This is a genomic window from Kitasatospora sp. NPDC004531, assembly GCF_053602195.1.
Window position 1 is genome coordinate 103,592 of sequence record NZ_JBSGDD010000006.1, and the last position, 26,377, is coordinate 129,968.

Annotated in this window: 20 protein-coding genes and 3 riboswitches; of the genes, 10 read left to right on the top strand and 10 right to left on the bottom strand. The window is 73.2% G+C overall.

Features of this window, described 5'->3' with window-relative positions:
• Positions 1 to 88 precede the first annotated feature (88 nt).
• The 3 genes from ACWEMJ_RS04975 to ACWEMJ_RS04985 all read right to left on the bottom strand — a co-directional run bounded on the left by ACWEMJ_RS04975 (position 89) and on the right by ACWEMJ_RS04985 (position 4,889).
• Complete coding sequence (locus tag ACWEMJ_RS04975) at positions 89 to 1,465, bottom strand: NRAMP family divalent metal transporter (protein WP_452135551.1); 1,377 nt, start codon at positions 1,463 to 1,465, stop codon at positions 89 to 91.
• On the bottom strand, positions 1,462 to 2,718 hold the full coding sequence (locus tag ACWEMJ_RS04980; RefSeq protein WP_452135552.1) for a magnesium transporter MgtE N-terminal domain-containing protein: 1,257 nt from the start codon (positions 2,716 to 2,718) through the stop codon (positions 1,462 to 1,464). Before ACWEMJ_RS04980 ends, ACWEMJ_RS04975 begins: the two co-directional genes overlap by 4 nt.
• 730 nt (positions 2,719 to 3,448) lie before the next feature.
• Positions 3,449 to 3,621, bottom strand: a riboswitch (M-box (ykoK) riboswitch).
• Between the two features lie 383 nt (positions 3,622 to 4,004).
• Positions 4,005 to 4,889 (bottom strand): GNAT family N-acetyltransferase, encoded by an 885-nt coding sequence (locus tag ACWEMJ_RS04985; protein ID WP_452135553.1) that lies wholly within the window; start codon positions 4,887 to 4,889, stop codon positions 4,005 to 4,007.
• Between the two features lie 372 nt (positions 4,890 to 5,261).
• Here ACWEMJ_RS04985 and ACWEMJ_RS04990 point away from each other — a divergent pair, with 372 nt between their 5' ends.
• Genes ACWEMJ_RS04990 through ACWEMJ_RS05000 form a run of 3 tightly spaced genes read left to right on the top strand, consistent with a single transcriptional unit; the run spans position 5,262 to position 8,839 of the window.
• Complete coding sequence (locus ACWEMJ_RS04990; RefSeq protein ID WP_452135554.1) at positions 5,262 to 6,647, top strand: glutamine synthetase family protein; 1,386 nt, start codon at positions 5,262 to 5,264, stop codon at positions 6,645 to 6,647.
• A 42-nt stretch (positions 6,648 to 6,689) separates the two neighbouring features.
• Positions 6,690 to 8,066, top strand: a complete 1,377-nt coding sequence (locus tag ACWEMJ_RS04995) for an aldehyde dehydrogenase family protein (RefSeq protein WP_452135555.1) — start codon at positions 6,690 to 6,692, stop codon at positions 8,064 to 8,066.
• Complete coding sequence (locus tag ACWEMJ_RS05000) at positions 8,063 to 8,839, top strand: 3-oxoacyl-ACP reductase (RefSeq protein ID WP_452135556.1); 777 nt, start codon at positions 8,063 to 8,065, stop codon at positions 8,837 to 8,839. The genes ACWEMJ_RS04995 and ACWEMJ_RS05000 overlap by 4 nt, the downstream gene beginning before the upstream one ends.
• A 101-nt stretch (positions 8,840 to 8,940) precedes the next feature.
• Here the strand turns inward: ACWEMJ_RS05000 and ACWEMJ_RS05005 are convergent, their stop codons facing one another.
• Positions 8,941 to 9,330 (bottom strand): hypothetical protein, encoded by a 390-nt coding sequence (locus ACWEMJ_RS05005; RefSeq protein WP_452135557.1) that lies wholly within the window; start codon positions 9,328 to 9,330, stop codon positions 8,941 to 8,943.
• 218 nt (positions 9,331 to 9,548) lie between these two features.
• Positions 9,549 to 12,650 carry a SpoIIE family protein phosphatase gene (locus tag ACWEMJ_RS05010; RefSeq protein ID WP_452135558.1) on the bottom strand — a complete coding sequence of 1,034 codons (3,102 nt, stop codon included), beginning with the start codon at positions 12,648 to 12,650 and terminating at the stop codon, positions 9,549 to 9,551.
• Positions 12,651 to 12,785: 135 nt separating this feature from the next.
• Here ACWEMJ_RS05010 and ACWEMJ_RS05015 point away from each other — a divergent pair, with 135 nt between their 5' ends.
• The 3 genes from ACWEMJ_RS05015 to ACWEMJ_RS05025 all read left to right on the top strand — a co-directional run bounded on the left by ACWEMJ_RS05015 (position 12,786) and on the right by ACWEMJ_RS05025 (position 16,074).
• Entirely contained in the window at positions 12,786 to 13,733 is a 948-nt protein-coding gene (locus tag ACWEMJ_RS05015; protein ID WP_452135559.1) for a pseudouridine synthase, read from the top strand.
• A gap of 126 nt (positions 13,734 to 13,859) precedes the next feature.
• Positions 13,860 to 14,786 carry an AurF N-oxygenase family protein gene (locus ACWEMJ_RS05020; RefSeq protein WP_452135560.1) on the top strand — a complete coding sequence of 309 codons (927 nt, stop codon included), beginning with the start codon at positions 13,860 to 13,862 and terminating at the stop codon, positions 14,784 to 14,786.
• Between the two features lie 358 nt (positions 14,787 to 15,144).
• Complete coding sequence (locus ACWEMJ_RS05025; RefSeq protein ID WP_452135561.1) at positions 15,145 to 16,074, top strand: CapA family protein; 930 nt, start codon at positions 15,145 to 15,147, stop codon at positions 16,072 to 16,074.
• 22 nt (positions 16,075 to 16,096) lie between these two features.
• Here the strand turns inward: ACWEMJ_RS05025 and ACWEMJ_RS05030 are convergent, their stop codons facing one another.
• On the bottom strand, positions 16,097 to 17,272 hold the full coding sequence (locus ACWEMJ_RS05030) for a transglycosylase family protein (RefSeq protein WP_452135562.1): 1,176 nt from the start codon (positions 17,270 to 17,272) through the stop codon (positions 16,097 to 16,099).
• Between the two features lie 3 nt (positions 17,273 to 17,275).
• Positions 17,276 to 17,444, bottom strand: a riboswitch (cyclic di-AMP (ydaO/yuaA leader).
• Positions 17,445 to 17,840: 396 nt separating this feature from the next.
• On the opposite strand from ACWEMJ_RS05030, the gene ACWEMJ_RS05035 reads away from it, so the two are divergent.
• Both ACWEMJ_RS05035 and ACWEMJ_RS05040 read left to right on the top strand, forming a co-directional pair.
• On the top strand, positions 17,841 to 19,094 hold the full coding sequence (locus ACWEMJ_RS05035; protein ID WP_452135563.1) for an MFS transporter: 1,254 nt from the start codon (positions 17,841 to 17,843) through the stop codon (positions 19,092 to 19,094).
• Between the two features lie 97 nt (positions 19,095 to 19,191).
• The gene (locus ACWEMJ_RS05040; RefSeq protein WP_452135564.1) at positions 19,192 to 20,562 is read left to right on the top strand and encodes an MFS transporter; all 1,371 of its coding nucleotides are present in this window, start codon (positions 19,192 to 19,194) and stop codon (positions 20,560 to 20,562) included.
• A 37-nt stretch (positions 20,563 to 20,599) separates the two neighbouring features.
• Here ACWEMJ_RS05040 and ACWEMJ_RS05045 read toward each other — a convergent pair whose 3' ends face one another.
• The 3 genes from ACWEMJ_RS05045 to ACWEMJ_RS05055 form a co-directional block, all read right to left on the bottom strand.
• Positions 20,600 to 21,262 carry a hypothetical protein gene (locus ACWEMJ_RS05045; RefSeq protein WP_452135565.1) on the bottom strand — a complete coding sequence of 221 codons (663 nt, stop codon included), beginning with the start codon at positions 21,260 to 21,262 and terminating at the stop codon, positions 20,600 to 20,602.
• 58 nt (positions 21,263 to 21,320) lie between these two features.
• Positions 21,321 to 22,019: a tyrosine-protein phosphatase gene (locus tag ACWEMJ_RS05050; protein ID WP_452135566.1), complete on the bottom strand. Its 699-nt coding sequence runs from the start codon at positions 22,017 to 22,019 to the stop codon at positions 21,321 to 21,323.
• A gap of 99 nt (positions 22,020 to 22,118) precedes the next feature.
• On the bottom strand, positions 22,119 to 23,567 hold the full coding sequence (locus ACWEMJ_RS05055) for a glycine hydroxymethyltransferase (RefSeq protein ID WP_452135567.1): 1,449 nt from the start codon (positions 23,565 to 23,567) through the stop codon (positions 22,119 to 22,121).
• Between the two features lie 30 nt (positions 23,568 to 23,597).
• Positions 23,598 to 23,705: riboswitch (ZMP/ZTP riboswitch) on the bottom strand.
• Between the two features lie 116 nt (positions 23,706 to 23,821).
• Between ACWEMJ_RS05055 and ACWEMJ_RS05060 the strand changes: the two genes are divergently transcribed.
• Complete coding sequence (locus ACWEMJ_RS05060) at positions 23,822 to 24,337, top strand: DinB family protein (RefSeq protein ID WP_452135568.1); 516 nt, start codon at positions 23,822 to 23,824, stop codon at positions 24,335 to 24,337.
• Positions 24,338 to 24,422: 85 nt separating this feature from the next.
• Positions 24,423 to 24,914, top strand: a complete 492-nt coding sequence (locus ACWEMJ_RS05065) for a F0F1 ATP synthase subunit B family protein (RefSeq protein WP_452135569.1) — start codon at positions 24,423 to 24,425, stop codon at positions 24,912 to 24,914.
• Positions 24,915 to 25,013: 99 nt separating this feature from the next.
• Here ACWEMJ_RS05065 and ACWEMJ_RS05070 read toward each other — a convergent pair whose 3' ends face one another.
• Positions 25,014 to 26,288, bottom strand: coding sequence for a carbohydrate-binding protein (locus tag ACWEMJ_RS05070; RefSeq protein ID WP_452135570.1), 1,275 nt, complete (start codon positions 26,286 to 26,288; stop codon positions 25,014 to 25,016).
• Positions 26,289 to 26,377 lie beyond the last annotated feature (89 nt).

The window sequence follows — 26,377 nt, forward strand, 5'->3', positions numbered from 1 at the left end:
CCCGACAGAGGAGGCAGACATGCGTACGGCACTTGGATGGTGGGAGGCGCTGCGGGCACGGCTGACGCGGAACCGGCGAGGCGCGGGATCAGGCCACGCCGAACCAGCCGAGGACGGTCTGTACCAGCAGGATGCCGGACATCAGGGCCACCCCCACCACCACGGTGGTCGCGGCGATCCGGTACCGGCGGCCGTTGGCGGCGTCGCCGAGCAGCGAGCGGCGGTTGGTGAGCACCAGCAGGTACACCAGCACGATCGGGCTGATCAGGCCTTGGAGCACCTGGGTGCCGATCAGCAGCCGGATGACATCGACGGGCGTCAGCGCCACGATCGCACCGAGGGCGATCTGCGCGGTGAACACACCGAGGAACAGCGGTGCGTCGCGGAACCGCCGGGAGACCGAGCGTTCGACCCCGGCGGCCTCGCCGATCGCGTAGCCGGCGGACAGCGGAACCACGGCGCCGGCCAGCGCGGACGCGCCCAACAACCCGAAGGCGAACAGCAGTTCCGCACCCGGCCCGGCCACCGGCTCCAGCGCCCGGGCGGCCTCGGCGGCGGACTGCAGCGGACCGGTCCCTCCGATCGCCGACGCGGTGGCCACGATGATGGTCAGGCTGATGATGCAGGCGAACACCGCCCCGAGGACGGCATCCGCCCTGATCAGCCGGTAGTCCTCGGGCCTTGCTCCTCGGTCCACCACCCCGGCCGCGGCGTAGAACTGCATGTACGGGCTGACAGTCGTCCCGATCAGGGCCACCGCGAGGAGGATGAAGTCACCGGAAGGCCGGAGGTGCGGAACCGCCAGGTGTTCGGCGATCTCGCCCCAGCGCGGACGGCCGAGGACCATCGCGACCGGGTACGCGAAGAACGCGAGCGACAGCACCAGGAAGATCCGCTCGGCCCACCGGTACGAGCCGAACAGCACCAGCGCCCACAGCAGTACGGCAGCCGGCGGGACGACCGCCCACTTCGGCACGCCGAGCAGGTCGAACGCCGCACCGATCCCGGCGAACTCACTGACCACCAGGCCGGTGTTGGCCAGCAGCAGGCAGCCGACCGCCAGAGCCGTCAGCCGCAGGCTGAACTGCTCGCGGATCAACGCACCGAGGCCCTTGCCGGTGCAGGCCCCCAACCGGACGGCCATCTCCTGGACCATCACCAGGGCGATGGTGACCAGCACCATGAAGAACAGCGTGTCGTAGCCGAATTGGGAGCCGGCCGAGGCATAGGTGGCGATGCCCGCGGCATCGTTGCCGGCGTTGGCGGCGACCAGACCGGGCCCGGCGATCATCGCCACTGCGGCGATCCGGCGCAGCCCGCGTCGGCGGGCCGGTGCGGGTGCGGGTGCGGCGGCGAGCGAGGGCACCGGGGTGACGCCGAGCCGGGTCGCAGAGTTGCCGTCCGGGGCCGAAGTGGCGTGCTGCGCGGGGGAGTCGGCGGCGACGGGGTCGAGGTGGGCGTTCACTGGCGGAACCTCCGGAAGTGCAGGCGCCCGCGTTCGGGCAGCAGGGCGTCGAGGATGTCGTCGGCGAGGATGCGGCCCAGCGGCCGCCCGTCCTCGTCGACCACCAGGAGAGAGGAGGTGCGGGCGGCCGTCAGCCGGTCGGCGGCCTGGGCGAGCCGGGTGTCCGGGGCGAGTGCGACGGGTGCGCCGAACTGGGCCAGCCAGTCCGCCAGATCGGAGATCCGGGTGGAGTCCTCGGCCACCGCGAGCTCGAACAGGGGCACGTCGGCGACCAGTCGTCCGTCGGCGTCGAGCACCACCACGGCGTCGATCTCGGCGCGGTGGTCGGCCTGCGCCGCCAGTTCGGCCCGGACGTCGGAGACGGTCTGTTCCAGTCGGGCGGTGACCAGTCGGGTCGTCATGGCGCCGCCGGCGGTGCCCTCCCGGTGGGAGAGCAGACCACGGAGCTCGGCGGCCCCCTCGTCGGGCATCCGCGCCAGCAGCGTCTCCCGCTCGCGGGGTGCCAGGTCGCGCAGCGCGTCGGCGGCCTCGTCGGGCTCCATCGCGTCGACCAACTGGGCGGCGTGCTCGGGGAGGGCCTCGCGCAGCAGGTTCTCCAGCTCGGCGGGCACCATCTCCTCCAGGGCGTCCGCGGCCTGCTCGGGTTCCAACCAGCCCAGGAGTTGCTGGCGTTCGGTGCGGCCGAGGTCCTCCAGGATGTCGGCGAGGTCGGCCGGCCGGAGGCGGTGCAGGGCGGACCACGAGGCCCGCAGGCGGACCTCCGCCGGGCCATCGGTGGCCTGCTCGCCGAACGGCGCGACGGACTGCCAGTCCAGGACGCGCTCGGGTGTCGGCCGGACCTGCCAGCGGCGTGGACCGAGACGGCGCAGCAGTGTCGGCAGCGAGACGTCCACGCCGACCAGGACCACCCGGCCCACCAAGGGGGCCAGGTACAGATCGGCGGCCCGGGTCACCTGGACGCCGTCCACGTCCACGAGTTGATGGTCCAGCACGTCACGGGCCAGCAGCACCTCGCCGGGGCGTCGCCGGAAGTCCCGCAGGTCGACCCGGGAGGCGCGCAACCGGACCTGACCGGCCGCGAGGCACCCGATCGCATCGGCCGGGAGGAAGGCCCGACGGCGTCCGATGCGCAGGATCAGACCGGTCATCGGCGGATACAGGTCGGGGCCGTACAGGCGGGCGACCACGTCGGCGAGCCGCCCCACCTCGGCACCCGCCTGGTTGGTGACGGGGGAGCCGATCAATCCCGCCAACGAGACGAGGGAGGAACGCACCGCACGGCCGGCGGCGGCCCGGTGGCCCGGATCGATCCGGCGATCGCGGAGCCTGGAAGTAGCCGAACTGAAGAGTGTGTTGGTAGCCATGGCGAACACCCCTCTGCCCCGGTGTGGCGGGGCCGACGGGCGGTTCGGGGCAGCGCCTCATGAGCTCCGATCAGGTTCCGTGACCAGCCAGTGCCGCCGGCCCGGACCGGGTCCGGGTCCGGGTCCGGCTCGTCCCCGTACGGGGGAGAGCCCGTTCCGGGTGCGGTGGTCCGCCGGCGCGGTCCGGTCCGGTCCGGTCGCGATCCGCCGGGGTGGCCGGTGGCCACGGGGCGGCCGCCCCACGGTGTACGGCGCCAAACCATGGCGGAAGACCGGGCGTGGCCGGCGCCGATCGGGCCTGACCGCAGGCGGTGCGGCCGTGGCCTGGGGCAAGGCGGGGCGGTGGCGGCCGGGTCGCCCGTGGGTGCGCTGCCGGCGGCGCGCCGAGCCGCCGCAGGAAGGCACGACAGACAAGGCGGACAACCGGCGCGGCACTCGGCCGGGCGGGTCACGGAGTCAGCGAAGGAGGAACTGCCTCGAACCGCAGAACAACGGCGAGGAAGAAGCGGGAAGGGGCCGACTGTGCCCCGGACTACTGCAGTCCATCTCGCCTCCTCCCGGTACTGGCCGACGATGTCCGATCGCGGCCGCGCGGCAGGCGACCGGGCCGCGGCGGCCCGGCGCACCCCAACTCGTCAGAGCTTTGGCACTCCACGGTGTGTCCCCGAGCCAGGGGAAGCCACTTGGGGTCACCCCTTCGGCCGGGGAGACCTGTCCTGATCCGGAGCGTCTCTCGACGGGTGGGATCAGTGGCCTGTGTCCGTGAAGACGCCTCACCGAACGAGGTGTCTGTCCTTGCCCGACCAGGATAGGGCCACCGCCCTCCGGACCACCGCAGCCTTGACCAGGGTTTGACTGCGACCTGGTCAGACCTGGGTCGACGACCGGCCGGGAGTCCCAGCGCATGACTGGGAACTCGGGGCGCGTGCGGAGGCGGTCGGGCGAACGGGGGTTGTGGCTGAACGACAATGCGCCGGTTGAGGCGGGCGTGACAGGGCCGGCGCAGTGGGCCGGACAGTGCTAGGCACAGGACGGGCTGCCGGACTGGCCGGTGGCGTTGGCGTGCCCCGCCGGGGCGGCACTGACCCGGCCTCACCGCCACCCGGCGGGCGGCGGTGGAGGCGGCGGCGAGGACGGAGGCGACCGCGCAGGTGCGGGTGGGCAGTTGAGCGAGGTCAGGACGGGAGCGAGAGGCGGAACTCGATGGAGCGGTGCGTGGCGCGGTAGCCGAGGGCGCGGTTCACGGCGAGCATGCCGGTGTTGTGCTCGGCGGTGTCGGTGAGCAGGCCGGTGATCTTCGGCTGCTCGGTGCGGGCCCAGCGGATGGCCTCGGCCTTCATCGCCCGAGCCAGGCCGCGGCGGCGATGGGCGGGCATCACGCCGGTGCCGTAGTGCTGGCCGTCGCCGCGGCGGTCGTCCGGCAGCACGAGCTCGGTGAAGCCGACGACGGTGCCGGTGGCCTCCTCGACCGCGGCCACGGTGTGCAGGAGCTCGCCGCGGTCCGCGACGGCCTGGGCGGCGGCGAGGACGCGGGCTTCGTCCCAGTAGACCCGGCCGAAGTCGGTCTCGCCCATCGGCATGTCGTCCATGGCGGTGCGCGAAGCGGTGAAGGCGGCCAGCCACTCCTCGGGGCAGCGGCCGAGCCAGGAGATCAGCCGGTAGCCGGGGTGGAGCGGAGCGTCGGTGGTGGTGGGAGGGTCGGTGGGAGCGGTCAGGTCGAGCCGGGCGTACTCCAGGACCAGCGCCCGCCGAAACCCCCTCGCCACCAGGAAGGCGTCGCCCGGGGAGCCCTCGACGGCCTGGACGAGCAGCACCCGGCGGCCGTCCTCGCCGGCCGCCGTGGCGGCGGCGGACAGCAGGGCCGAGGCGATTCCGCGCCGGCGTTTGGCGGGGTGGACGTTCAACGCCAGGGAGGCGAGGTGGAGTTGGCCGGGCGAGGTGAACAGCCTCAGCACGGCGGTGCCGAGCGGGGTGCCGTCGGGGGCGGACGCCAGCCAGGTGAGACGGCTCGAATTCGCCAGCGGGGCGGGGTCGGTGAGGGCGGTCAGACGGAACGTCACGGGCGGTGAACTCCAAGGGAGGGACAACGGAACGACTGATGGTGCACGCGGCACCGAAGCACGCAGCCGGTGCTGCGGCAAGCGGTTTTCGGCTGCGGCCGGACGTCGACCGGGCCGGGGAGGCTCGGAGAGGCCAGCAGGGGCAGAAGGTCCTCGGAGGTTCCCGGGAGGGTGGATTGAAGGGCGAAGAAAACTGATGATGCGTCATATTCGTGGGACAGATGAAGATCTGACGATGAATCAGTTCGGATCGACCTGCGCGCGGCCACTGGTGCGAGCAGGTCCGGGGCGGGATCATCGTCGCCGTGGTGGCCGGCGGCACGGCAGTCGCACGAGGCTGCCGGGAGGCACGGCGGCGAAGGTGGAGGGCGGATGACCGACGCGCGACTCACGGTGGAGCGCCTGCGCACCCTGGTGGCCGAGGGCGCCGTGGAGACCGTGGTACTGGCCGTCACCGACATGCAGGGGCGGTTGCAGGGCAAGCGGCTCGCGGCGGAGCACTTCCTGAACGAGGTGCTGGCCGGCGGCGCCGAGGGCTGCGGCTACCTGCTCGCGGTGGACGTGGAGATGAACACCGTGGACGGCTACGCGGTGTCCTCCTGGGAGACCGGCTACGGCGATCTGGTGTTCCGACCCGACCTGACGACGCTGCGGATGGTGCCGTGGCACCCCGCCACCGCGATGGTGCAGTGCGACCTCGCCCACCAGGACGGCAGCCCGGTCGCGGTGTCGCCCCGCCAGGTGCTGCGCCGGCAGTTGGAGCGCCTCGCCGGCTACGGCTGGCGGGCGTACGTGGGCACCGAGTTGGAGTTCATGGTGTTCCGCGACAGCTACGAACGGGCGTGGGAGAAGCACTACCAGGGCCTCACGCCCGTCAACCAGTACAACGTGGACTACTCGATCCTCGGCACCGGCCGGATCGAACCGCTGCTGCGCAGGCTGCGCACCGGGATGGCGGGCGCCGGGCTGGTGGTGGAGTCCGCGAAGGGGGAATGCAACCTCGGGCAGCACGAGATCGCCTTCCGCTACACCGACGCGCTCCGCTGCTGCGACGACCACGCCGTGTACAAGACCGGGGCGAAGGAGATCGCCGCGCAGGAGGGCCTCAGCCTCACCTTCATGGCCAAGTACGACCAGCGCGAAGGCAATTCCTGCCACATCCACCTGAGCCTGCGCGACGAGCAGGACCGGCCCGTGTTCCCCGGGAACGGCCAGCAGGCGGCGGGCGGCCACGGGGAGCCGGCCGGACTGTCCCGGACGATGGAGCACTTCCTGGCCGGGCAGCTCGCCTGCCTCGGCGAGTTCGCGCTGCTCCTCGCCCCGACCGTCAACTCCTACAAGCGCTACGTGGCGGGCAGCTTCGCCCCGACCGCGATCGCCTGGGGCCGCGACAACCGGACGTGCGCGCTGCGGGTGGTCGGCCACGGCGGTTCGCTGCGGTTCGAGAACCGGGTACCAGGCGGGGACGTCAACCCGTACCTGGCGGTGGCCGCGCTGATCGCCGCCGGACTGCACGGGGTGGAGCACCAACTGCCGCTGGAGCCGGAGTTCACCGGGAACGCCTACGCCTCCGACGCCCCGCGGGTGCCCGCCACGCTGCGCGAGGCGATCGAGCTGTTCGACCGCAGCGAGGCCGCCACCGCGGCGTTCGGCAAGGACGTGGTCCGGCACTACGCCCACGCCGGCCGGGTGGAGGTCGCCGCCTTCGAGGCAGCCGTGACCGACTGGGAGCGCCGCCGCGGCTTCGAGCGGCTGTGACGAGCGGCCGACAGCCCGGCCGCCACACCGGAGGAGAGTGCCGTGACCGACCAGCCCGACCCGTACCAGGTGGTCAACCCCGCGACCGAGGAGGTGATCGCCACCGTCGAGTTGGCCGGCACCGCCGCCGCCGACGCCGCGATCGCCCGCGCGAAGGCCGCGTTCGAGAGCTGGCGGGCCGTCGGCCCGGGCGACCGGGCCCGGCTGCTGCGCCGCTTCGCCGCCGAGGTGGACGCCGACCGCGAGCACCTCGCCCGGCTGGAGGTCGCCAACGCGGGCCACACCATCGGCAACGCCCGCTGGGAGGCAGGCAACGCGCGCGACGTCATCGAGTACTACGCGGGCGCGCCGGAGCGGCTGTTCGGCCGGCAGATCCCGGTGCCCGGCGGCCTCGACGTGACGTTCCACGAACCGCTCGGCGTGGTCGGGGTGATCGTCCCGTGGAACTTCCCGCTGCCGATCGCCGCCTGGGCCCTGGCGCCCGCCCTCGCCGCGGGCAACACGGTGATCGTCAAACCCGCCGAGCTCACCCCGCTGACCGCCCTCCGGCTCGCCGAACTCGGCCTGCGCGCGGGCCTGCCGGAGGGCGTGCTGCAGGTCCTGCCCGGGCGCGGGCCGGTGGTGGGGCAGCGCTTCGTGACCCACCCGGACGTCCGCAAGGTGGTGTTCACCGGCTCCGGCGCCGTCGGCAGGTCCGTGATGGCGGGCTGCGCCGGGCAGGTCAAGCCGGTGACGCTGGAACTCGGCGGCAAGAGCGCCAACATCGTGTTCGCCGACGCCGACCTCGACAAAGCCGCCGCCACCGCCCCGTACGCGGTGTTCGACAACGCAGGTCAGGACTGCTGCGCCCGCTCCCGGATCCTGGTCGAGTCGAGCGTCTACGAGGCGTTCATGGCCCGGCTGGAGACGGCGGTGCGGGCCCTGCGGGTCGGCGATCCGGGCGACGAGAAGACCGAGATGGGGCCGCTGATCTCGGCCGCGCACCGGCGCCGGGTCGCCTCCTACGTGGACGGCGACACCGAGGTCGCGTTCCGCGGTCGCACGCCGGAGGGGCCCGGGTTCTGGTACCCGCCGACGGTGCTCGCGCCGATCGCGCCCGACCACCGGGCGTTCACGGAGGAGGTGTTCGGTCCGGTGGTCGCGGTGGTGCCGTTCCGCGGCGAGCGCGACGCGGTGCGGATCGCCAACGCCACCGAGTACGGCCTGTCCGGCTCGATCTGGACCCGCGACGTGGGCCGGGCGCTGCGCGTCGCCCGCGCCGTCGAGGCGGGCAACCTGTCCGTCAACTCGCACTCCTCGGTGCGGTACTGGACGCCGTTCGGCGGCTTCAAACAGTCCGGTCTGGGCCGCGAACTCGGCCCGGACGCCCTGCACGCCTTCACCGAGACCAAGAACGTCTTCATCGCGACGGAGGAATGAACCCCATGACCAAGCGACTCGACGGCCGGGTGGCCGTCGTCACCGGCGCCGGCAGCGGCATCGGCCTGGCCACCGTGCGCCGGTTCGCCGCCGAAGGGGCGAAGGTGGTGTGCGCCGACATCGACGAGGAGACCGGCGCCAAGGCCGCCAACGAGGTCGGCGGCCTGTTCGTGCGCACCGACGTGAGCGATGAGGACCAGGTCCGGGCCCTGTTCGACACCGCCGTCGAGCACTACGGCAGCCTGGACGTGGCGTTCAACAACGCCGGCATCTCGCCGCCCGAGGACGACTCGATCCTGGTCACCGGGCTGGAGGCGTGGAAGCGCGTCCAGGAGGTCAACCTGACCTCCGTCTACCTGTGCTGCAAGTACGCGATCGGCCACATGCGGCGCCAGGGCAAGGGCTCGATCATCAACACCGCGTCCTTCGTGGCGGTGATGGGCGCGGCCACCTCGCAGATCTCCTACAGCGCCTCCAAGGGCGGCGTGCTGGCGATGAGCCGCGAGCTGGGGGTCGAGTTCGCCCGGGAGGGGATCCGGGTCAACGCGCTGTGCCCGGGGCCGGTCAACACCCCGTTGCTGCGGGAGCTGTTCGCCAAGGACCCGGAGCGCGCGGCCCGCCGCCTGGTGCACATCCCGCTCGGCCGGTTCGCCGAGCCGGAGGAGATCGCCGCCGCCGTCGCCTTCCTGGCCAGCGACGACTCCTCCTTCATGACCGCCAGCACCTTCCTGGTGGACGGCGGCATCTCGGGCGCCTACGTCACGCCGCTGTAGCGGTCGGCGGGTTCAACGGGACGGCCGGGCGGGTCGCGAGGACTCCGCCCGGCCGTTCGGCCGAGAAACCGTTCAACCCCGAGGGCGCGCCACCGGCGCCGTCACGCCCCGGCGAAGGCGTCCCCGCCGACCGCGATCGCGCTGCCGCCGTAGGACGTGGCGTCGCCCTCGATGGCCAGCGCGGTGCCGCACAGCGCCTCGGCGTCGCCGTCGACGGCCGCCGCGTCGCCGCCCTCCGCCCAGGCGTCGCCCTGGACCGCGTCGGCGTCGCCGCCCAGCGCGCCCGCGTCGCCGTTGATGGCCACCGCGTCGCCGTTCTCGGCCCAGGCGTCGCCGTCGACCGCCACCGCGTCGCCGTTCTGCGCCACCGCGTCGCCGCCGACCGCGACCGCACCCTGCGGGACGTCCGCGTACGCGGTGCCCGAGGCGCCGAAGAGGGCGAGTCCGGTGAGGAAGGTGGCGGTGGTGAGCTTGGCAATGCTGGAACGCATCAATTCCTCCATGGTTGGTGCCGAACGGGACCGATCGCGACCGATCCTGGAGGAGCACCGCGCGGCGGCGCGCGCCTTCGGCCGTGTCGTCACCCGGCCGGGCCAACAGCACTGCCGTGACGGGTGATTGGGGTGCGTCCGGTTGCCGCACCGCACGGCGGATCCTTCGACTCCCGTACCGGGCAAGGGGTTTGACGCCTGACGGTATGACGATCTGATCAGTGGGCCGGGAGTTCCATCTCGAACCAGACCACCTTGCCGTCCCGGGTCGCCCGACTGCCCCAGCGGTGCGCCAGTTCGTTGATCAGCTGCATGCCCCGGCCGCCCTCCTCGTGCGAACCCGACGGCCGCAGCCGCGGCTCCCGGCTGTCCCCGTCCGACACCTCCACCGTCAGCAGCGTCCCCCGGAACACCCGCAGTTGCAGCGGCGACCCGGCGTGCATCAGGGCGTTCGCCAGCAACTCGCCGGTCAGCAGCACCACCGGCTCCACCAGCGAGGTCAGGCCCCAGCCGGTCAGCGTCCGCCGGGTGAACTCCCGGGCGTGCCGCAGCAGCGCCGGATCGCCGGACAGCGGCAGCGTGGCCAGCCGGTCCTCGCTGACCGGCCCGGCGTGCGCCATGATCACCGCCACGTCGTCCTGCCCCATCGTCGCGCCGAACGCGTCCAGCACCAGGTCGCAGCCCCGCTCCAGGGTGTCCTGCCGGTGCGTCACGGTCTCCCGCAGCAACTCCAGCCCCTCGTCCAGGTCCTGGTCGCGCCGCTCCACCAACCCGTCCGTGTACAGCACCAGCAGCCCGTCCTCGCGCAGCGGGAACCGGATCGACTCGAACGGCACCCCGCCCACCCCCAACGGCGCACCCGGCGGCGGCTGCACCAGCCGCGCCTGGCCGTCGTGCTCGGACACCACCGGCGGCAGATGGCCCGCCGAGGCGAGGATGCACTCCTCGTCCACCGGGTCGAACACCGCGCACACGCAGGTCGCGAACTGGCCCTCGCCGAGCTGCGCCGTCGCGTCGTCCAGCCGGCGCAGCACCCGCGCCGGATCCAGGTCCAGCGTGACGAGGGTGCGCGCCACCGTGCGCAGTTGGCCCATGGTGGCGGCCGCCCGGATGCCGTGGCCCATCACGTCGCCGACGATCAGCGCCACCCGGCCGCCGGTCAGCGGCACCACGTCGAACCAGTCGCCGCCGATCTCGTCGCCCACCGTCGAGGGCAGGTAGCGGTGCGCGATCTCCAACCCCGGTGTGAGGTGCACGTCCTGGGGCAGCAGGCTGCGCTGCAGGGTCAGCGCGGTGTCCCGCTCGCGCCGGTACAGCCGGGCGTTGTCGATGCACACCGCGGCCCGCGCCGCCAACTCCTCGCCGAGCGCCAGGTCCGCCGCCGTGAACGCCTCCGGGTTGGCCATCCGCGCGAACTCCACGCCGCCCAGCACCTGCCCGCGCGCCAGCAGCGGCACCATCAGGTACGAGTGCAGGCCCGCGTCCAGGCTGGGCTGCACCCGCTCGGGGTAGGTGACGATCCGGCGCAGCGCGAACTCGTCCACCTGCGGCACCAGCACCGGCCGCCCCGTGCGCATCGCCTGCGCGTACAGGTGCGCCGAGTGCGAGGAACCGCCGACCTCGTCCGCCGCGCCGACCAGCTTGGCGCGGCCGCCCGCGCCGTCGTCGGGGCGCTCGCCGACCGCCACCGCCCGCAGCAGCACCGAGCCGGACTCCGGCACCGGCTCCGGGTCCTCGTCCGCCATCACGGCCTCGCGGATGTCGACCGTGACGAAGTCCGCGAACCGGGGGATCACCACGTCCACCAGCTCCTGCGCCGTCCGGTGCAGGTCCAGCGTGGTGCCGATCCGGGTGGACGCCTCGTTCAGCAGGGCCAGGCGCTGCTGGGCGGCCTCGGCGGCCTCCAGCGCGCGCCGGCGCTGCTCGGCGGCGTCCCGCTCCCGGGTGTACAGCAGCGCGTTGTCGATCGACACCGCCGCCCGCCCCGACAGCTCGGACGCCAGCGCCACGTCCACCTCGTCGTACGGGGCCTCGGTGCGCGAGCGCATGAACGTCGCCGTGCCGATCGCCGAACCCCGGGCGATCAGCGGCACCACCATGAACGACCGCACCCCCTGCTCGCGGACCGCCGCGGCGCGCTTCGGGTCATTGTCGTACCACCTCATCGCCGGGTCGTCGGCCCGCGGCACCAGCACCGGCCGGCGGTGCTCCAGCGCCCACGCGCACGGGCTGTCCGGCTGGAAGCGCTGCACCGCGCCGACCGGGGCGATCGACCGCATCCCGCTGCCGGGAACGGTGTGGAACGCCAGCCGGCGCAGCACCGCGGACCGGTCCGAGCGGTCGGGCAGCACGACGGCCTCGCCCCGGATCATCGACTCCAGCACCTCGACGATCACCGTGTCGGCCAGCCGGGGCGCCGCCGTCTCGGCCAGCTCCCGGGCGGTGGTGGCCAGGTCCAGCGTGGTCCCGATCCGCTCCGACGCGTCGTTCAGCAGGGCGAGGCGCTGCTGGGCGGCCTCGGCGGCGGTCTCCGCCTCGAACCGGTCGGTGATGTCCACCACCGTCACGCACACCCCGAGCACCGTGCCGTCCGGCTCGTCCAGCCGGAAGCACGCCACCGACCAGGCGTGCTCGCGCTCCGGGTCGGCCGGAGTGCGGCCGTGCGTGCGGGCGTCCAGCACCGACCGGCCGTCGGCCAGCACCCGGGTCATCATCGCCTCGACCTGCCGCCCGTCGATGGCCGGCAGCACCTCGGTCAACCGCCGGTGGACGCTGTCCTGCCGGGAGACCCCGTTGATCCGGGCCAGCGCGTCGTTCAGCCGGACGAAACGCAGCTCGGTGTCGAAGACCGCCATGCCGACCGGGGACTGCGTGAAGAAACCGTCCAGCACTGCCAGGTCGGAGGCCAGCCGGCGCACCGAACTGACGTCGGACGCCACCGCCAGCACCATCGGGACACCGCCCGGGCCGACGATCGGAAAGGTCCGGAAGTCCAACCGCACCACGTGCCCGTCCCGGTGCCGCACCGGAAACACCCCCGAGAACGGGCGGCCGCCGAGGATCCGGGAGAACAGCTCCAGCACCTCGGGACGCCGCTCCGCCCCCACCAGCAGGTCCGCGGCGCGCGCCCCCACCGCCTGCGCGGCGGGGAAACCGAGCAGCGTCTCCGCGTCCGGACTCCAGTGCAGGATCCGGCCGTCCGCCGCCACCAGCGCCGTCGCCACCGGAATCGCCAGCAGGCCGTCCGGCAGCTGCGCACCGCCCTCCGCGAGCGGAGAACTGGGGCGGATCCGGTGAATGCCCTGCTTGTCGGTGTCCATCTGGCCACCTGCCGTTCCGGGGGCGGGTACCGCCCTGCCATCGTCGCACGGAGGGCCGCCCGCGCCCAGACGGGTGAGCGACCGCTATCGTGGACCGGATGCACACCCGTCGGACCGACCCGCAGGCGGCGCCCGATGGCGCGTAGGCCCCCCGCCCCCCTGAGCCCGCTGCCGCAGCGCGACGGCATCGACGCCGTCCACGTGCGCCTGCCGCTCGACGGCCACTGGCCGAGCGTCCGGGCCTACCTGGAGGAGCGCTACGGCGCCGCCGCCGGCCCCGGGCGGATCGCGGCGATGCTCGACGCCGGCGAGTTCGCCGCCCCCGACGGCCCCGTCGCCCCGGACGCGCCCTACCGGCCCGGAGGCCACGTCTGGTTCCACCGGGAACCCGGCCCGCCCGAGCCCGTGGTGCCGTTCCCCGTCGAGGTGCTGTACCGCGACGAGCGGATCGTGGTCGCCGACAAGCCGCACTTCCTCGCCACCACGCCGCGCGGCAGCCACGCCACCGAGACCGCGCTCGCCCGGCTGCGCCGCGACCTCGGCCTGCCCCGGCTCAGCCCCGCGCACCGGCTGGACCGCCTCACCGCCGGCGTGGTGCTGTTCGTCGCCGACCCGGCCTGCCGGGGCGCCTACCAGGGACTGTTCGAACGGCGGGAGGCCGTCAAGACCTACGAGGCGATAGCCCGGCACGACCCCGCGGTGAGCCTGCCGACCACCGTGATCGACCGGCTGGTCAAGGACCACGGCCGGCTGGACGCCTACCGGGTGCCCGGCGAGCCGAACGCCGAGAGCCGGATCGAGCTGCTGGCCGCCCGCGACGGACTCGGCCGCTACCGGCTCGCCCCGCGCACCGGCCGCACCCACCAGCTGCGGGTGCACATGAACGGGCTCGGCCTGCCGATCCTCGGCGACCCCATCTACCCGCGGCTGCTGCCCGCGCAGGACCCCGAGGACTACCGGCGTCCGCTCCAACTGCTGGCCCGCTCGCTGGAGTTCACCGACCCGGTGGACGGCACGCCGCGGCGCTTCGTCAGCGGACGGGTGCTGGCGGCCTGGGCCGACCCGGCCGCCTGGCGCGGCTGACGGATCCGCGGAGCGGCGACGAGCACCTCCTTGTGCGCAGTGTATTGACGGGGAGTCTAATAACTTCTACCTTCGCGGCAGGCACCGTTCCATCCCTCGACTCCACCCCACCGCGAAGGAGCCGGCATGCCGCCCCAGCCCGCCGCCACCCCCGGCGCTCCCGCCCGCGAGCGCACCGCCCCCGACCGGGAACGCACCGCCGAACGCCTGCTCGCCTCCTCCGCGAAGCTCTCCTTCGACCCGCTCAAGGACGTCGACTGGGACGCCGACCCCGTCCCCGGCGCCTACTACTGCCCGCCCCGGCACCTCTCCCTCTACGGCACCGCCCTGTGGGAGCGGATGACCGAGGACGAGCGCATCGAACTCTCCAAGCACGAGGTCGCCTCGATCGCCAGCGTCGGCATCTGGTTCGAGGAGATCCTCATGCAGATGCTGCTGCGGCACGCCTTCGACCGCGACCCCACCAGCAACCACGTCCAGTACGCGCTCACCGAGATCGCCGACGAGTGCCGGCACTCGATCATGTTCGCCCGGATGATCGCCAAGATGGGCGCTCCCGCGTACGGCACCGGATTCGTCGCCCACAACCTCGGACGGCTGTTCAAGGCGATCTCCACCCACAGCCAGACCTTCGGCGGCACCATGTACGTCGAAGAGATCCTGGACGCCTTCCAGCGCGAAGTGATGAACGACGACACCCTCCAGCCGCTCACCCGGCAGGTCTCCCGGATCCACGTGATCGAAGAGGCCCGGCACATCAGCTACGCCCGCGAGGAACTCGTCCGCAAGCGCCTCGGGTTCGTGCAGCGGCGGTGGGAGCAGTTCTTCCTCGGCGTGGTCATCTACTTCGCCACCACCGCGCTGATCCACCCCCGGGTCTACTCCGCCGTCGGCATCGACCCCAAGGTCGGCCAGGCCGTCGCCAAGGCCAACCCGCACTGGCGCAGCACCAAGATCGAGATGGCGCAGAAGGTGATCGGCGTGCTGGGCCGGGCGGGACTGGTCGGCCCCGCCAACCGGTGGCTGCTGCGCGCGGCGGGCGTCATCGCCTGAGCGGGCTCCCGGCGGCCGGCCGGTGGTGGCCCGGTGGGTGATCGTTCGGTCGTGATCGTTCGGTGCGGAAACGGCCTTCCGGGGCGGGAGTTGTGCGGATACAGTGCGACGCACCGAACGATCCGGGGGGATCACCATGCGTCGCACGCCGATCGGCACTGTTGCTGCCGCCATCCTGCTGCTCGCCGCCGTCGCCGGGTGCGGCGGGGCGGAGTCGAGCGGAGCACCTGTCGGCCCGCCCTCCGGGAGCGCGGGAGCGGGTGTTTCGAGTGACGCGGCTCCGGCTCCGAGCGGTCCTGCTCCGGGGAGTTCGGCTCCGAGCGCCTCGGCCTCGGAAGGCGCGGCGGGCAGCATCACCGTGGCCTTCGCCGGTGACGTGCACTTCGAGGGCCGGACCGCCTCCCGACTGAGCGCCCCCGCCGCCGAGACCGCGCTCGGGCCGATCGCCCGGACGCTGTCCGCCGCCGACCTCGCCGTGCTCAACCTGGAGACCGCGATCACCGGCCGCGGCAAGCCCGAACCCAAGACGTACACCTTCCGCACCAGCCCGAAGGCGCTGACCGCGCTCAAGGACGCCGGGGTGGACGTGCTCTCCCAGGCCAACAACCACGCCGTCGACTTCGGCGCCGACGGCCTCGCCGACACCCTCGCCGCCAAGGCCGGCTCCCCGATCCCGCTGGTCGGCATCGGCAAGGACGCGGCCGAGGCCTTCGCGCCGCACATCGCCACCGTGCGCGGCACGAAGGTCGCCGTGCTGGCGGCGAGCCAGGTCGACGAACTCACCAACCAGAAGTGGCGCGCGGGCGACCACAAGCCCGGCATCGCCTCGGCGTTCGACGAGAGGTCGCTGCTGCGCGCCGTCACCGAGGCGAAGGCGCAGGCACCCGTGGTACTGGTCTACCTGCACTGGGGCGACGAGGGCGTGGCCTGCCCGACCGCGGCCCAGAGCGCGCTCGCCAAGAAGCTTGCCGCGGCCGGCGCCACCGCCGTGGTCGGCACCCACGCCCACACCATGCTCGGGGCGGGCATGCTCGGGAACACCTACGTGGCGTACGGCTTCGGCAACTTCCTCTGGTACGGCACCTCGAACTACACCGCCTCCGACGAAACCGGCGTCACCACGCTCACCATCACCACCGACGGGCGGGTGACCGGCGAAACGTTCACCCCGGCGCACATCGACGGCCGGGGCGTGCCCGTTCCGCAGACCGGCAGCGCCGCGAAGGCCGCCCAGCAACGTCGCGACGGCCTGCGCGGCTGCACCGGGCTGGCCGCCGTCCCGAAGTGACGGCGGCTCGGCCGGGTCGCCGTCAGCCCAGGTTCAGCACCTGGCCCGGGTGGATCAGGTCCGGGTTCTCGCCCACCACCTGCTGGTTGCTCTTGTAGAGCTCGCTCCAGCCGCCGTTCACTTCGTGGCTGCGGGCGATCTTCGCGAGCGAGTCGCCCGGGCCGACGGTGTACGGCTGCGGGGACGACGACGCGGCCGGGGCCGGGGCGTCGGCGGACGGGGTGCCGGGCGTGGGCGTGCTCGGGGCCGGGGTGCCGGCGGACGGCTGGCCCGGGGTGCCGCTGGGCTCGGTGGACGGGGTGGGCGACGGGTTGGCGCCGGCGCCGCTCTGGCCCTGGGTGTTGTCGGTGCCCGTGCCCGTGCCTGTGCCGTTGCCGTTGCCGTTCTCGGCGCCGTTGCCGTTCCCGTTCGTGCTGCCGTTCTCGGGGGTGGTGGGCGTGGTCGGGCTCGGGGTGCTGCCAGGGGTGGTGCCCGGGGTGGTGCTCGGGTCGGTGGAGGGCGTCGGGGAGGACGGAGCGGTCGGGGCGGTGCCCGGAGCCGGCGTGCTCGTGGGCGGCTGCGGATGCGTCAGCTGCACGTAGCGCTCGTACAGGCTCTGGTGACTGGTCCAGAACCAGGCGCCGTTCTTCTGGTACCAGTACACGTGGTAGATCGGGTCGTAGCCGGGCAGGCCGGAGAACACCGGCGCGGCGTGCGGCTCGGCGACCGTGCCGTCCGCGGCGGTCTTGGCGGCCGCGGCACCGCGCGCGCCGCGCAGCGAACCCGACTCGTCCGCCGCGTCGTTGTCGTCCACCACACCGGGGGCGTTCGCCGCGCGCAGGTTCGCGGTGTCGGCGCACGAGGCCCACGGCTGCGGGCCCTCGGTGGCCAGGATGCGTTCGGCGACCACGATCTGCTGGCTGCGGGTGGCCCCGCTGGGCAGGTCGGCGTACTGGGTGCCGCCGTAGTCGATCCAGCGCTGGGCGGTGATCTGGAGCCCGCCGTACAGCCCGTTGCCCGGGTCGGAACTCCAGTTGCCGCCGCTCTCGCAGTCGGCGACCCGGTCCCAGACCGAGCTGGGTGCGGCCTGCGCACCCGTCACGGCGAGCAGGGGAAGGGCGAGGCCGACGCCGGCGACGCCCGCTGCGGCGATCGCCCGCTCGGCGGCCTTCTCCGCCTGACTCTGTCGACGGTGACGCCCGGAACCCGTGAAGAGCATGCCCGATCCTCTCCGCACGCCTGCGAGGTGAGCTGTCGGGTTCGGACCGGGAGGCTGGCCCGGCCGCCGTGCGCCGGTCGGATCCGGTGCGGGCGGCTTCACCCCAAGCCGTGGGGGCGGCGACGTACCTGGTTCCCCCGTCCCTGCCCATGGGTTGTGGTGGTCGAACCGCAACACGGCGGACAGGGTTCGGCGTTGCCGCGCGCGGGGCCCGGCGGTGCGGGCCGGACCGAGCCTATTCACTCGAACGGAGCAATCACAAGCGCATCGCGCCCTCATCACGGCCATGTCACGTCGGCCGGACGGCGTCGGAGGCGGACTGCCCGGGTCGGACGGTCGGCTGCTCAACTCTGGCCGATCGGTGGGATTGAGGGAGCGCGAGGCAGGGAAGGCGGGCGCCCGGATTCGGGCCGTTGCGGGCCGATGCGACGTCAATTGCCTTGCGGTGAAAGCAAGTTGATTGCAATCGGGGCATTTTCGGCGTTGCGGATAAATCACGCGACAGGCCGTCCGGCGGGTTCCTACCATCGCGGTGATCACTTTTCCCCGACCCGCTGTGGAGGTGCCCGTGGCTGTGCTGATTCCCGAAGTGCTCCGGGTGGAACGCCAGTTCGCCCGTCTGTTCGTCGGTCAGTCGTTGTCCGTCCTGGGCGACCGGGTCTCGTTCGTGGCGCTGCCGTTCGCGGTGCTGTCGATCGGCGGGTCGGCCGCCGATGTCGGACTGGTCACCGGGGCCGGCCTGGTGCCGATGCTGGTGTTCACCTTGATCGGCGGAGTCTGGGCCGACCGGATACCCAGACAGTGGATCATGCTGGTCTCCGACCTGGTGCGCTGCGCGGTCCAGGCGGCCGTGGCGGTGCTGCTGCTCACCGGGACGGCCCGGGTCGGCGTGCTGGCGCTGCTCATGGTGGTCTTCGGAGTGGCGGACGCCTTCTTCCTGCCCGCCTCCACGGGGCTGCTCCCACTGGTGGTGTCGAGTGAACGGCTGCGCGAGGCCAATGCGCTGCGCGGTTTCGTCCACTCGGCGGGGCTGGTGGTCGGCCCGGTGCTGGCCGGTGCGCTGGTCGCCCTGGCCGGGCCCGGCGGCGCCCTGCTGGTGGACGCGGCGAGCTTCGCGGCCAGCGCCGCTGTGCTGGCGAGACTCGGCGCGGTGGGCGGGCCGGCCGTCGCGGAGCGGGCGGAGCGGCTGGGGATCCTGGCCGAGCTGCGGGTGGGCTGGCAGCAGGTCCGCCGGCGGTCCTGGGTGTGGTCGGGCATGCTCGCGATGGCGGTCTACCACGTGGTGGTGCTGCCTTCGGTCTTCGTGCTCGGCCCGGTCCTGGCGGACCGGGAGTGGGGCGGGGCCGGCGCCTGGGCGGTGGTGGTCACCGCCTTCGGTCTCGGATCCATCGTCGGGGACGTCTGCGCCTTCCGCCTGAAACCGGCCCGACCGATGGCGGTGGCGGCCGTCGCGATGGCGGTCGCCTCCTGCCAGGCGCTGATCATCGGATCCGGCGCCCCGGTCGCGGTGATCGCCGCGCTGGAGGCCTGCACGGGAGTCGGCGTCTCCCTGTGCTTCGTGCTGTGGGAGACGTCGCTCCAGGTGCACATACCCGAGCAGGTGCTGTCCCGGGTCAGCTCCTACGACCACCTGATCGCGGTGGCCCTGATGCCGCTCGGCCTGATACTCGCCGGCCCGCTCTCGGACGGGATCGGCGTGCACCGGACGCTGTTCGGGATGACCGCGCTGGCCGTGCCCGCCGCCCTGCTCCTGCTCGCCCTCCCGTCCGTCCGGAGGCTGCCCGCACAGCCGTCGGCCGACGCCTCTCCCATTAATCCATGAAAGAGTGGAATATGATCGAGGACGCGCCACCGCCCGAACACCGCCCGCGGCGCACCGGTCCACGCACCACGATCCACGCACCACCTGGGAGCCACCCATGTCCGTCCCGGCCCAGCGCCCACTGCCGCCCTCGGCGGCCGCCCCGGGCGCCACCGCGCCCGGCGGCCCCGCAGGCCGGCCGATCCGGCTCGGGCTGCGCGCCAACCTCGCGCAATTCGGCCTGCTGGTGGCGGTCAACGCCTTGGTCGGCGGCATGCTCGGCCAGGAGCGGACGGTCCTGCCGCTGCTCGCCGACCAGGTCTTCCACCTGTCCGCCTACACGGGCGCGCTGACGTACATCCTGGCGTTCGGCGCGACCAAGGCGGTCACCAACTTCTTCGCCGGCACCCTCTCCGACCGGTACGGGCGCAGGCCGGTGCTGATCGCGGGCTGGCTGGTGGCGCTGCCGATACCGGCGATGCTGGCCTGGGGGCCGACCTGGGGCTGGATCGTCGCGGCGAACATCCTGCTCGGCGTCAACCAGGGCCTGACGTGGTCCACCACCGTGATCATGAAGATCGACCTGGTCGGCCCGGCCCGGCGCGGGCTCGCGATGGGTCTCAACGAAGCGGCCGGCTACCTCGCGGTGGCCGTCACCGCGACGGCCACCGGCGCGATAGCCGCCCACTGGGGCCTGCGCCCGCAGCCGTTCCTGCTGGGCGCGGCCTACGTCGCACTCGGCCTCGGCCTCACGGTCGCCGCCGTCCGGGAGACCCGGGAGCACGCCCGGGCGGAGGCCGCCGCCCATGCGGCCTCGGTGGGCACGGCCTCGGTGGCTGCGGCCCTGGGCGGTGGCGCCGCTCGTGCGCGGACGGGCGAGGACGACCCGGCGGCGTTCAGCACGGCCCGAATAGCCCGCACCACCAGCCTCGGCGACCGGGCGCTGTCCAGTGCCAGTTGGGCCGGCATGGTCAACAACCTCAACGACGCCCTCGCCTGGGGCATCTTCCCGCTGCTGTACGCCGCCCACGGTCTGGGGCTCGGCCGGATCGGCGTCCTGGCCGCGCTCTACCCGGCGGTCTGGGGCGCGGGGCAGATGCTCACCGGCTGGTGGTCGGACCGGATCGGACGCAAGCACCTGATCACCGCCGGCATGCTGCTGCAGGCCGTCGCGCTCGGCCTTGTGGCGGTCGGGACCAGCTTCCCGGTGTGGGCCGCCGCCCAGGCGCTGCTCGGTGCGGGCACCGCCCTGGTCTACCCGACGCTGCTGGCCGTCATCGGCGACGTCGCCCACCCGGCCTGGCGGGCGCGCGCCGTCGGTGTCTACCGACTCTGGCGGGACGGCGGCTTCGCGGTCGGCGCCCTGTTGGCGGGCATCCTGGCCGACGCGTACGGCGTGACGACCGCGATCTGGGCGGTGGCCGCCCTGACGGCAGCGGCCGGCGTCACCGTGGCGGTGCGGATGTACGAGACCCATCCCCGCGGCTGACCCGCCCGCGCGGCTGACCCGGCCGGCCCGGAGAGGCTTATGGGCCCAGGGAGATCGAGAGGATCTCCATCAGCAGGGCCAGGACCGGCGGCACGATGAACCACACCTGGAGCAGGTGGGGCCGAGCAAGGAAACCGGCGCTGGGCGCTTCGCCGGCGGACCGGCGCTCGGTGGAGCGGTGGGCGCTCACTGCCATCAGCCCGAGGCCGGGAGTGAAGGAGAACAGCCAGCAGCCGATGGCCAACCCGGCACCGTCCCCGAATGCTTGGCCCGGGCCGGTGGCGAGACACCGGCCGGTCGGCACGCAGTTGACCTCCAGCACGGTGCCGGGGGAGTAGCGGACGGGGCTCGTCGACAGCCGCAGGCGGCCTTCGGCGGGGACGGCGCCGGCCGGACCGCCCCGACCGGCGCAGTCGAAGGTCACCTTCCGTCCCACGACAGGGTTCGCCCAGCAGTCGTCCACGGCCATCCGCAGGTGCGGTATCCCGCGCCAACCCGCCTGGTAGGTCAGGTCGTCCGCCGCCTCGTACACGGCGCGCCCGCCGAGGAAGGAGATGAGCAGCAGGGCAGCGGTCGAGAGCAGCAGCAGAAGGCCGACCCGGAGACGGTACCTGCCGGAGGAGCGGCGCGAGCCCTCGCGGCCGGTGCGCGACACGCGGACGGCCCGGCGGCGCGGCCGGTGTCTGTCGGTGTCGTTCACGCCGCTGCCCCCGCTCGGTGCGCGCTTCGCTTCGTCGGCACTGTGGCGCCGGCAGCTCCTACCGTCGCTGCCCGGAGCGGAACTCGGCGTGCAGGGCGGCGAGTTCCGCGGAGCGGGCGCCGTGGGCGCGCAGATGGTCGTCGAAGGTGCCGTGCTGGGAACGGACGGAGAGCAGGGCGCGCCGCAGGAGGGTGGCCGTGACCGGGCGGGTGGCGTGGGTGGGGGCGCCGGGGGCGGGAGCGGTGAGTCCCAGCGCGGTGTTGGAGCGCAGGAAGTCGGCGACGAGCTCCGGCTCCTGGGCGCCCAGAAGTCGCTGGACCAGCGCGACCACCACCCCGGTGCGGTCCTTGCCGGACGCGCAGTGGACCAGAACAGCCCGGCGTTCGGCGCTCAGCAGGGCCCGGATCGCGGCGACGGTCGGTCGCCCGGCGAGCTCGCCCATCAGCGGGTACAGCTCGGCCTGCTCCTGGGGCCAGCGCTGCTCGGCGAAGACCGGGACGTGCAGGTGGCGGATGCCACTGTCGGCGAGGGCGTCCGGACGGGCCGCGGCCTCCGGGGTGCTGCGCAGGTCGATGACGGTACGCACGCCGAGATCGAGCAGCGCCTGCACGCCGTCGGGTGCGAGCTGGTCCAATGCGCCGGAGCGGTAGAGCACTCCCCGGGGGAGCGCCCCGATGCCGCCCGCGTCCCGGAAGTTGCGCACGCCGGGGATGGTGGGCCCGTCCGCCGCCGTGGCTGTCGATTCGTCCGCGATCATGGCGGTCATCCTAGGCAGCCGGGGCCTGCGGTCGTCCGGGCGGGCCCGGGGCGCGGCGAAGGAGGGAAAGGGAAGGCCGCGGCCCGGGCCGGTGGGTGGTCAGGCGAGGGTGATGCCGGGGTAGAGCGGGTGGGCGGCCAGCAGGTCGACGGCGCGCTTGGCGACCGCGTCGCGCACGGCGGGGTCGAGCACGTACTGGGCCCTGGAGGAGCCGGCGGCGGAGGTGGCGGTCAGGACGGTGTGGATCAGGTCGGCGACCTCGTCCAGCTCCGCCGTGCCGAGGCCGCGGGTGGTGAGGGCAGGGGTGCCGAGGCGGATGCCGGAGGTGTACCAGGCGCCGTTCGGGTCCTGCGGGACGGCGTTGCGGTTGGTGACGATGCCGGAGTCGAGCAGCGCCGCCTCGGCCTGGCGGCCGGTCAGGCCGTAGGAGGAGATGTCCGCCAGCACCAGGTGGTTGTCGGTGCCGCCGGTCACCAGTCGGGCGCCGCGCTTCAGCAGGCCCTCGGCCAGGGCGTGCGCGTTGTCCACCACCTGGCGGGCGTACCCCTGGAACTCGGGGCGCCGGGCCTCCGCGAACGCGACGGCCTTCGCGGCCATCACATGCGACAGCGGGCCGCCGAGGACCAGCGGGCAGCCCCGGTCGACGTGCTCGGCCAGCTCCGAGGTGCACAGCACCATGCCGCCGCGCGGGCCGCGCAGCGACTTGTGCGTGGTGGTGGTGACGATCTGGGCGTGCGCGACCGGATCGAAGTCGCCGGTCAGCACCTTGCCCGCGACCAGGCCCGCGAAGTGCGCCATGTCGACCATCAGGGTCGCGCCGACCTCGTCCGCGATCTCCCGCATCCGGCGGAAGTTCACCAGTCGCGGGTACGCCGAGTACCCGGCGACCAGGATCAGCGGCTTGAACTCAAGGGCGATGCGGCGGACTTCGTCGTAGTCGACCAGCCCGGTCACCGGGTCCGTCCCGTAGCTGCGCTGGTCGAACATCTTGCCGGAGATGTTCGGCCGGAAGCCGTGCGTCAGGTGCCCGCCCGCGTCCAGCGACATGCCCAGCATCCGCTGATTGCCCAGCTCGCGGCGGAGCTCCGCCCAGTCCTGCTCGCTCAGGTCGTTGACGCCCCGTACCCCCGCCCGCCGGAGCGCGGGGCTCTCCACCCGCTGCGACAGGACCGCCCAGAACGCCACCAGGTTGGCGTCGATCCCGGAGTGCGGCTGCACATAGGCGTGCTCGGCGCCGAACAGCTCCCGGGCGTGCTCGGCGGCCAGCGACTCCACCGTGTCGACGTTCTGGCAGCCCGCGTAGAAGCGGCGGCCGGGGGTGCCCTCGGCGTACTTGTCGCTCAGCCAGTTGCCCATCGCCAGCAGCACGGCGGGCGAGGCGTAGTTCTCACTGGCGATCAGCTTCAGCGAGGCGCGCTGGTCCTCGATCTCCGCGCCGATCGCCGCCGCGATCCGCGGCTCGACGGCACGCACCACGTCCAGGGCGCTGCGGAAGGCGGTGTCGGCGGCGGGGCTGCCGAAGGTGTGCGGGGGCAGGGACTCGGTCAAGGCGGTCTCCTCGTACGGAACGGCGACGATTCGGACGGCCCAGGCGCTCGGCTACAGCACGTCGGAACCCGCAGGTCCCGTGCGGAGCCGCTCCCCGATGGTGAAGTCCATCCCAGCGCGCCAGTCACGGCTCACCGCGATGCTACCAACCGCCCGCACCCGCCCGGTCCGCGCCCGGGGCCGGCCCGACGCTGCGCGGACCGGCGGCGGAAATGCCTGGTGCGTCCGCACGGGCCTTCGGCATGATCGTGCCCATGACCTGGACCGTCCCCACCCTCGCCCGCACCGGCGGCTCGCTCACCGCGCCCGAGACCGAGATGCTCCCCGCCTACCTGGCCTGGCAGCGCTCCGCCTTCCTGTACAAGTGCCAGGGCCTGACCGGCGAACAGCTCGCGCTGCGCCCGCTGCCCGTGACCTCGCTCTCGCTGCTCGGTCTGATGCGCCACCTGGCCAAGGTCGAACGCACCTGGTTCCGGATCCGGTTCGCCGGTGAGGACGTCCCGCCGCTGCACTTCGTCGAGGGCCACAAGGACGCCGACTTCGACCTGCTGGACCCGGACCGGGCCGAGCAGGAGTACCACCGGTTGCTGGAGGAGCAGCGCCTCGCCGACCTCGCGGTGGCCGGCGCCTCGTTGGACGCCACCCTGGTCGCGTACGGCGAGACGCAGTCGCTGCGGCTGACGTTCCTGCACGTCACGACCGAGTACGCCCGGCACAACGGTCACGCGGACCTGCTGCGCGAGCACATCGACGGGGTCACGGGCGCCTGAGCGGAGCCGAAGTGCCGTGCGGGCCAAGGGGAATGGAGGGGCCCCGGGCGGACACACCGTCAGATGACCGGATAGCATACTGAGTATGGGACCTCTCGAACCGAATGTGCCCGAGCTGATCCTCGGCCTGATCGTCTTCTTCCTGCTGTTCGCCGTGCTCGGCAAGGTCGTGCTGCCGCGCATCGAACGGACTCTTGCCGAACGTCACGACAAGACCGACGGCGGCCTGGCCCGTGCCGAAGCCGCCCGGGACGAGGCGGAACGGATACGCGCGGAGTTCCAGGCCGAGCTGAGCGCCGCCCGGCACGAGGCCGCCGCCATCCGGCAGACCGCCGCCGAGGAGGGCGCGGCGCTGATCGCCGCCCTTCGCGCCGAAGGGCTCCAGCAGCGTGAGCAGCTGGTGGCCGAGGCGCACGTGCAGCTGGCCGCCGACACGGTGCTGGCCGAGGCCGAACTGCGCGAGGACGTCATCAAGGTGGCGACCGAGCTGGCCTCCCGGGTGGTCGGCGAACCGCTCGCCGACCTGCCCTCCACCCGCGCCATCACGGAGGAGTACCGCAACCGCACCACCGTCTGACGTACTGACTCACCGTCAGTCGGAAGACACCGACGGGCCGTCCGCCCCCAGAAGTCCTGGGAGCGGGCGGCCCGTTCGGCGTCACCGGACCGGCCGGGCTCAGCTGCACGGGCCGTCGTCGGCCCACACCCCCCACTGCCCGCTCGCCGACGGGTTCTCGTTCAGGGTCCACCACTTGGCGTGGTAGTTGTGGCCGTTGTAGCCGACCCTGTTGCCGGCCACGTACGTGACGGTCGCCTGCCAGGCCGGGCTGCACGGGGTGCCGGTGGAGGGGCTGGAGCTGCCGGTTGGCGTGGGCGAGCCGGTGGGCGGGGTCGCGCCGGCGAACCGCACCGTGTACTTGGTGAAGTCCCAGTCGTTCTGCACCACGCTGGAGCACGACCCGGACAGGCCCGGATCCACCGTGCCGGGGCACTGCCGGTCGCGGTTGACCGACCAGTAGGTGTAGCGGGCCATCCGGTGCGCGGTCGCGAAGTCCAGCACGGTCTGGAAGTCGGCCTGCCGGAAGTACTCGGCGGCGTCGGTGCGGCCGTTCATCATCGACACGCCCTCGTGGGCGTACGCGGTGGCCTCGTTCCAGCCGAAGGTGTTCTGCAGGATCTGATTGAACTTCACCAGCGCGTCCGTCTGCGCCGCGGCCCCGCTGAAGCCGCCGTCGAACGGCATGATCGAGTAGTTGTCGGGCGTGAACCCCTGCGACTTGGCTTCGAGGAGCATCTGGGTGCCGAACCAGCCGGTGCCCGCGTTGGTGCCCGCGGTGGTGACGGAGATGTAGATGCCCGGGTTGTTCTGCTGGAGGATCCGGGCCGCGCCGATCTCGTTGCGGATCGCGGCGCTGTTCTCGTACTCCGGCTCCTCCAGGTCGAAGTCGACCGCCTTGAGGCCGTACTTGGTGACCACCTTCTGGTAGGCGGCGGCGGTCGCCTCCGGGGTGCCGCAGGTCTGGCCGAGCTTGGTGCCGCCGTAGCCGCCGACCGAGACCGAGACGTCGCCGCCCTTGGCCCGGACGGTCTGGATCACCGCCGGCATGGTGGTGTCGGAGTCGATCGGTGAGGTGCCGCCCCAGGCGGGGCTGCAACTGCTGCCCTGGGCCAGGACGAAGGCCAGCTGGAAGGCCTTCTGGCCGGTGGCGTCCATCACGGCGGCGGCGTCCGGCGGGCTGTTGTCCTCCGGCATCAGGTACGGCGCGGAGGCGTACCAGTTCGAGCCGATCCCGCCGGCGGTGGCGGCGTTCGCGGACCCGGAGGCGCCGGCGGCGGCCACCCCGCCGGCCAGCAGGCCGAACACGGCCAGCGCGACCGCGAGGCCGCGGCGGGGGCGGCGGTGCGCCGGGGCGACGGCGGCAGGGGGGTGTGGGGGGAGTGCGCGTTCCATCGAGAACCTCTCCACGAGGCGGCGAGGACGGCGGGCCCGGGGGCGCGAGGTGGGGGTGCGCGGCCGGGTCAACGGTCGGGTACCAGGCC

Excerpts from the sequence above, each read along its gene's own strand:
- ACWEMJ_RS04990 (WP_452135554.1), top strand. The coding sequence starts at position 5,262 with ATGACCGACGCGCGACTCACGGTGGAGCGCCTGCGCACCCTGGTGGCC.
- ACWEMJ_RS05000 (WP_452135556.1), top strand. The coding sequence starts at position 8,063 with ATGAACCCCATGACCAAGCGACTCGACGGCCGGGTGGCCGTCGTCACC.
- ACWEMJ_RS05005 (WP_452135557.1), bottom strand. The coding sequence starts at position 9,330 with ATGCGTTCCAGCATTGCCAAGCTCACCACCGCCACCTTCCTCACCGGA.
- ACWEMJ_RS05010 (WP_452135558.1), bottom strand. The coding sequence starts at position 12,650 with ATGGACACCGACAAGCAGGGCATTCACCGGATCCGCCCCAGTTCTCCG.
- ACWEMJ_RS05015 (WP_452135559.1), top strand. The coding sequence starts at position 12,786 with ATGGCGCGTAGGCCCCCCGCCCCCCTGAGCCCGCTGCCGCAGCGCGAC.
- ACWEMJ_RS05020 (WP_452135560.1), top strand. The coding sequence starts at position 13,860 with ATGCCGCCCCAGCCCGCCGCCACCCCCGGCGCTCCCGCCCGCGAGCGC.
- ACWEMJ_RS05030 (WP_452135562.1), bottom strand. The coding sequence starts at position 17,272 with ATGCTCTTCACGGGTTCCGGGCGTCACCGTCGACAGAGTCAGGCGGAG.
- ACWEMJ_RS05040 (WP_452135564.1), top strand. The coding sequence starts at position 19,192 with ATGTCCGTCCCGGCCCAGCGCCCACTGCCGCCCTCGGCGGCCGCCCCG.
- ACWEMJ_RS05050 (WP_452135566.1), bottom strand. The coding sequence starts at position 22,019 with ATGATCGCGGACGAATCGACAGCCACGGCGGCGGACGGGCCCACCATC.
- ACWEMJ_RS05060 (WP_452135568.1), top strand. The coding sequence starts at position 23,822 with ATGACCTGGACCGTCCCCACCCTCGCCCGCACCGGCGGCTCGCTCACC.
- ACWEMJ_RS05065 (WP_452135569.1), top strand. The coding sequence starts at position 24,423 with ATGGGACCTCTCGAACCGAATGTGCCCGAGCTGATCCTCGGCCTGATC.
- ACWEMJ_RS05070 (WP_452135570.1), bottom strand. The coding sequence starts at position 26,288 with ATGGAACGCGCACTCCCCCCACACCCCCCTGCCGCCGTCGCCCCGGCG.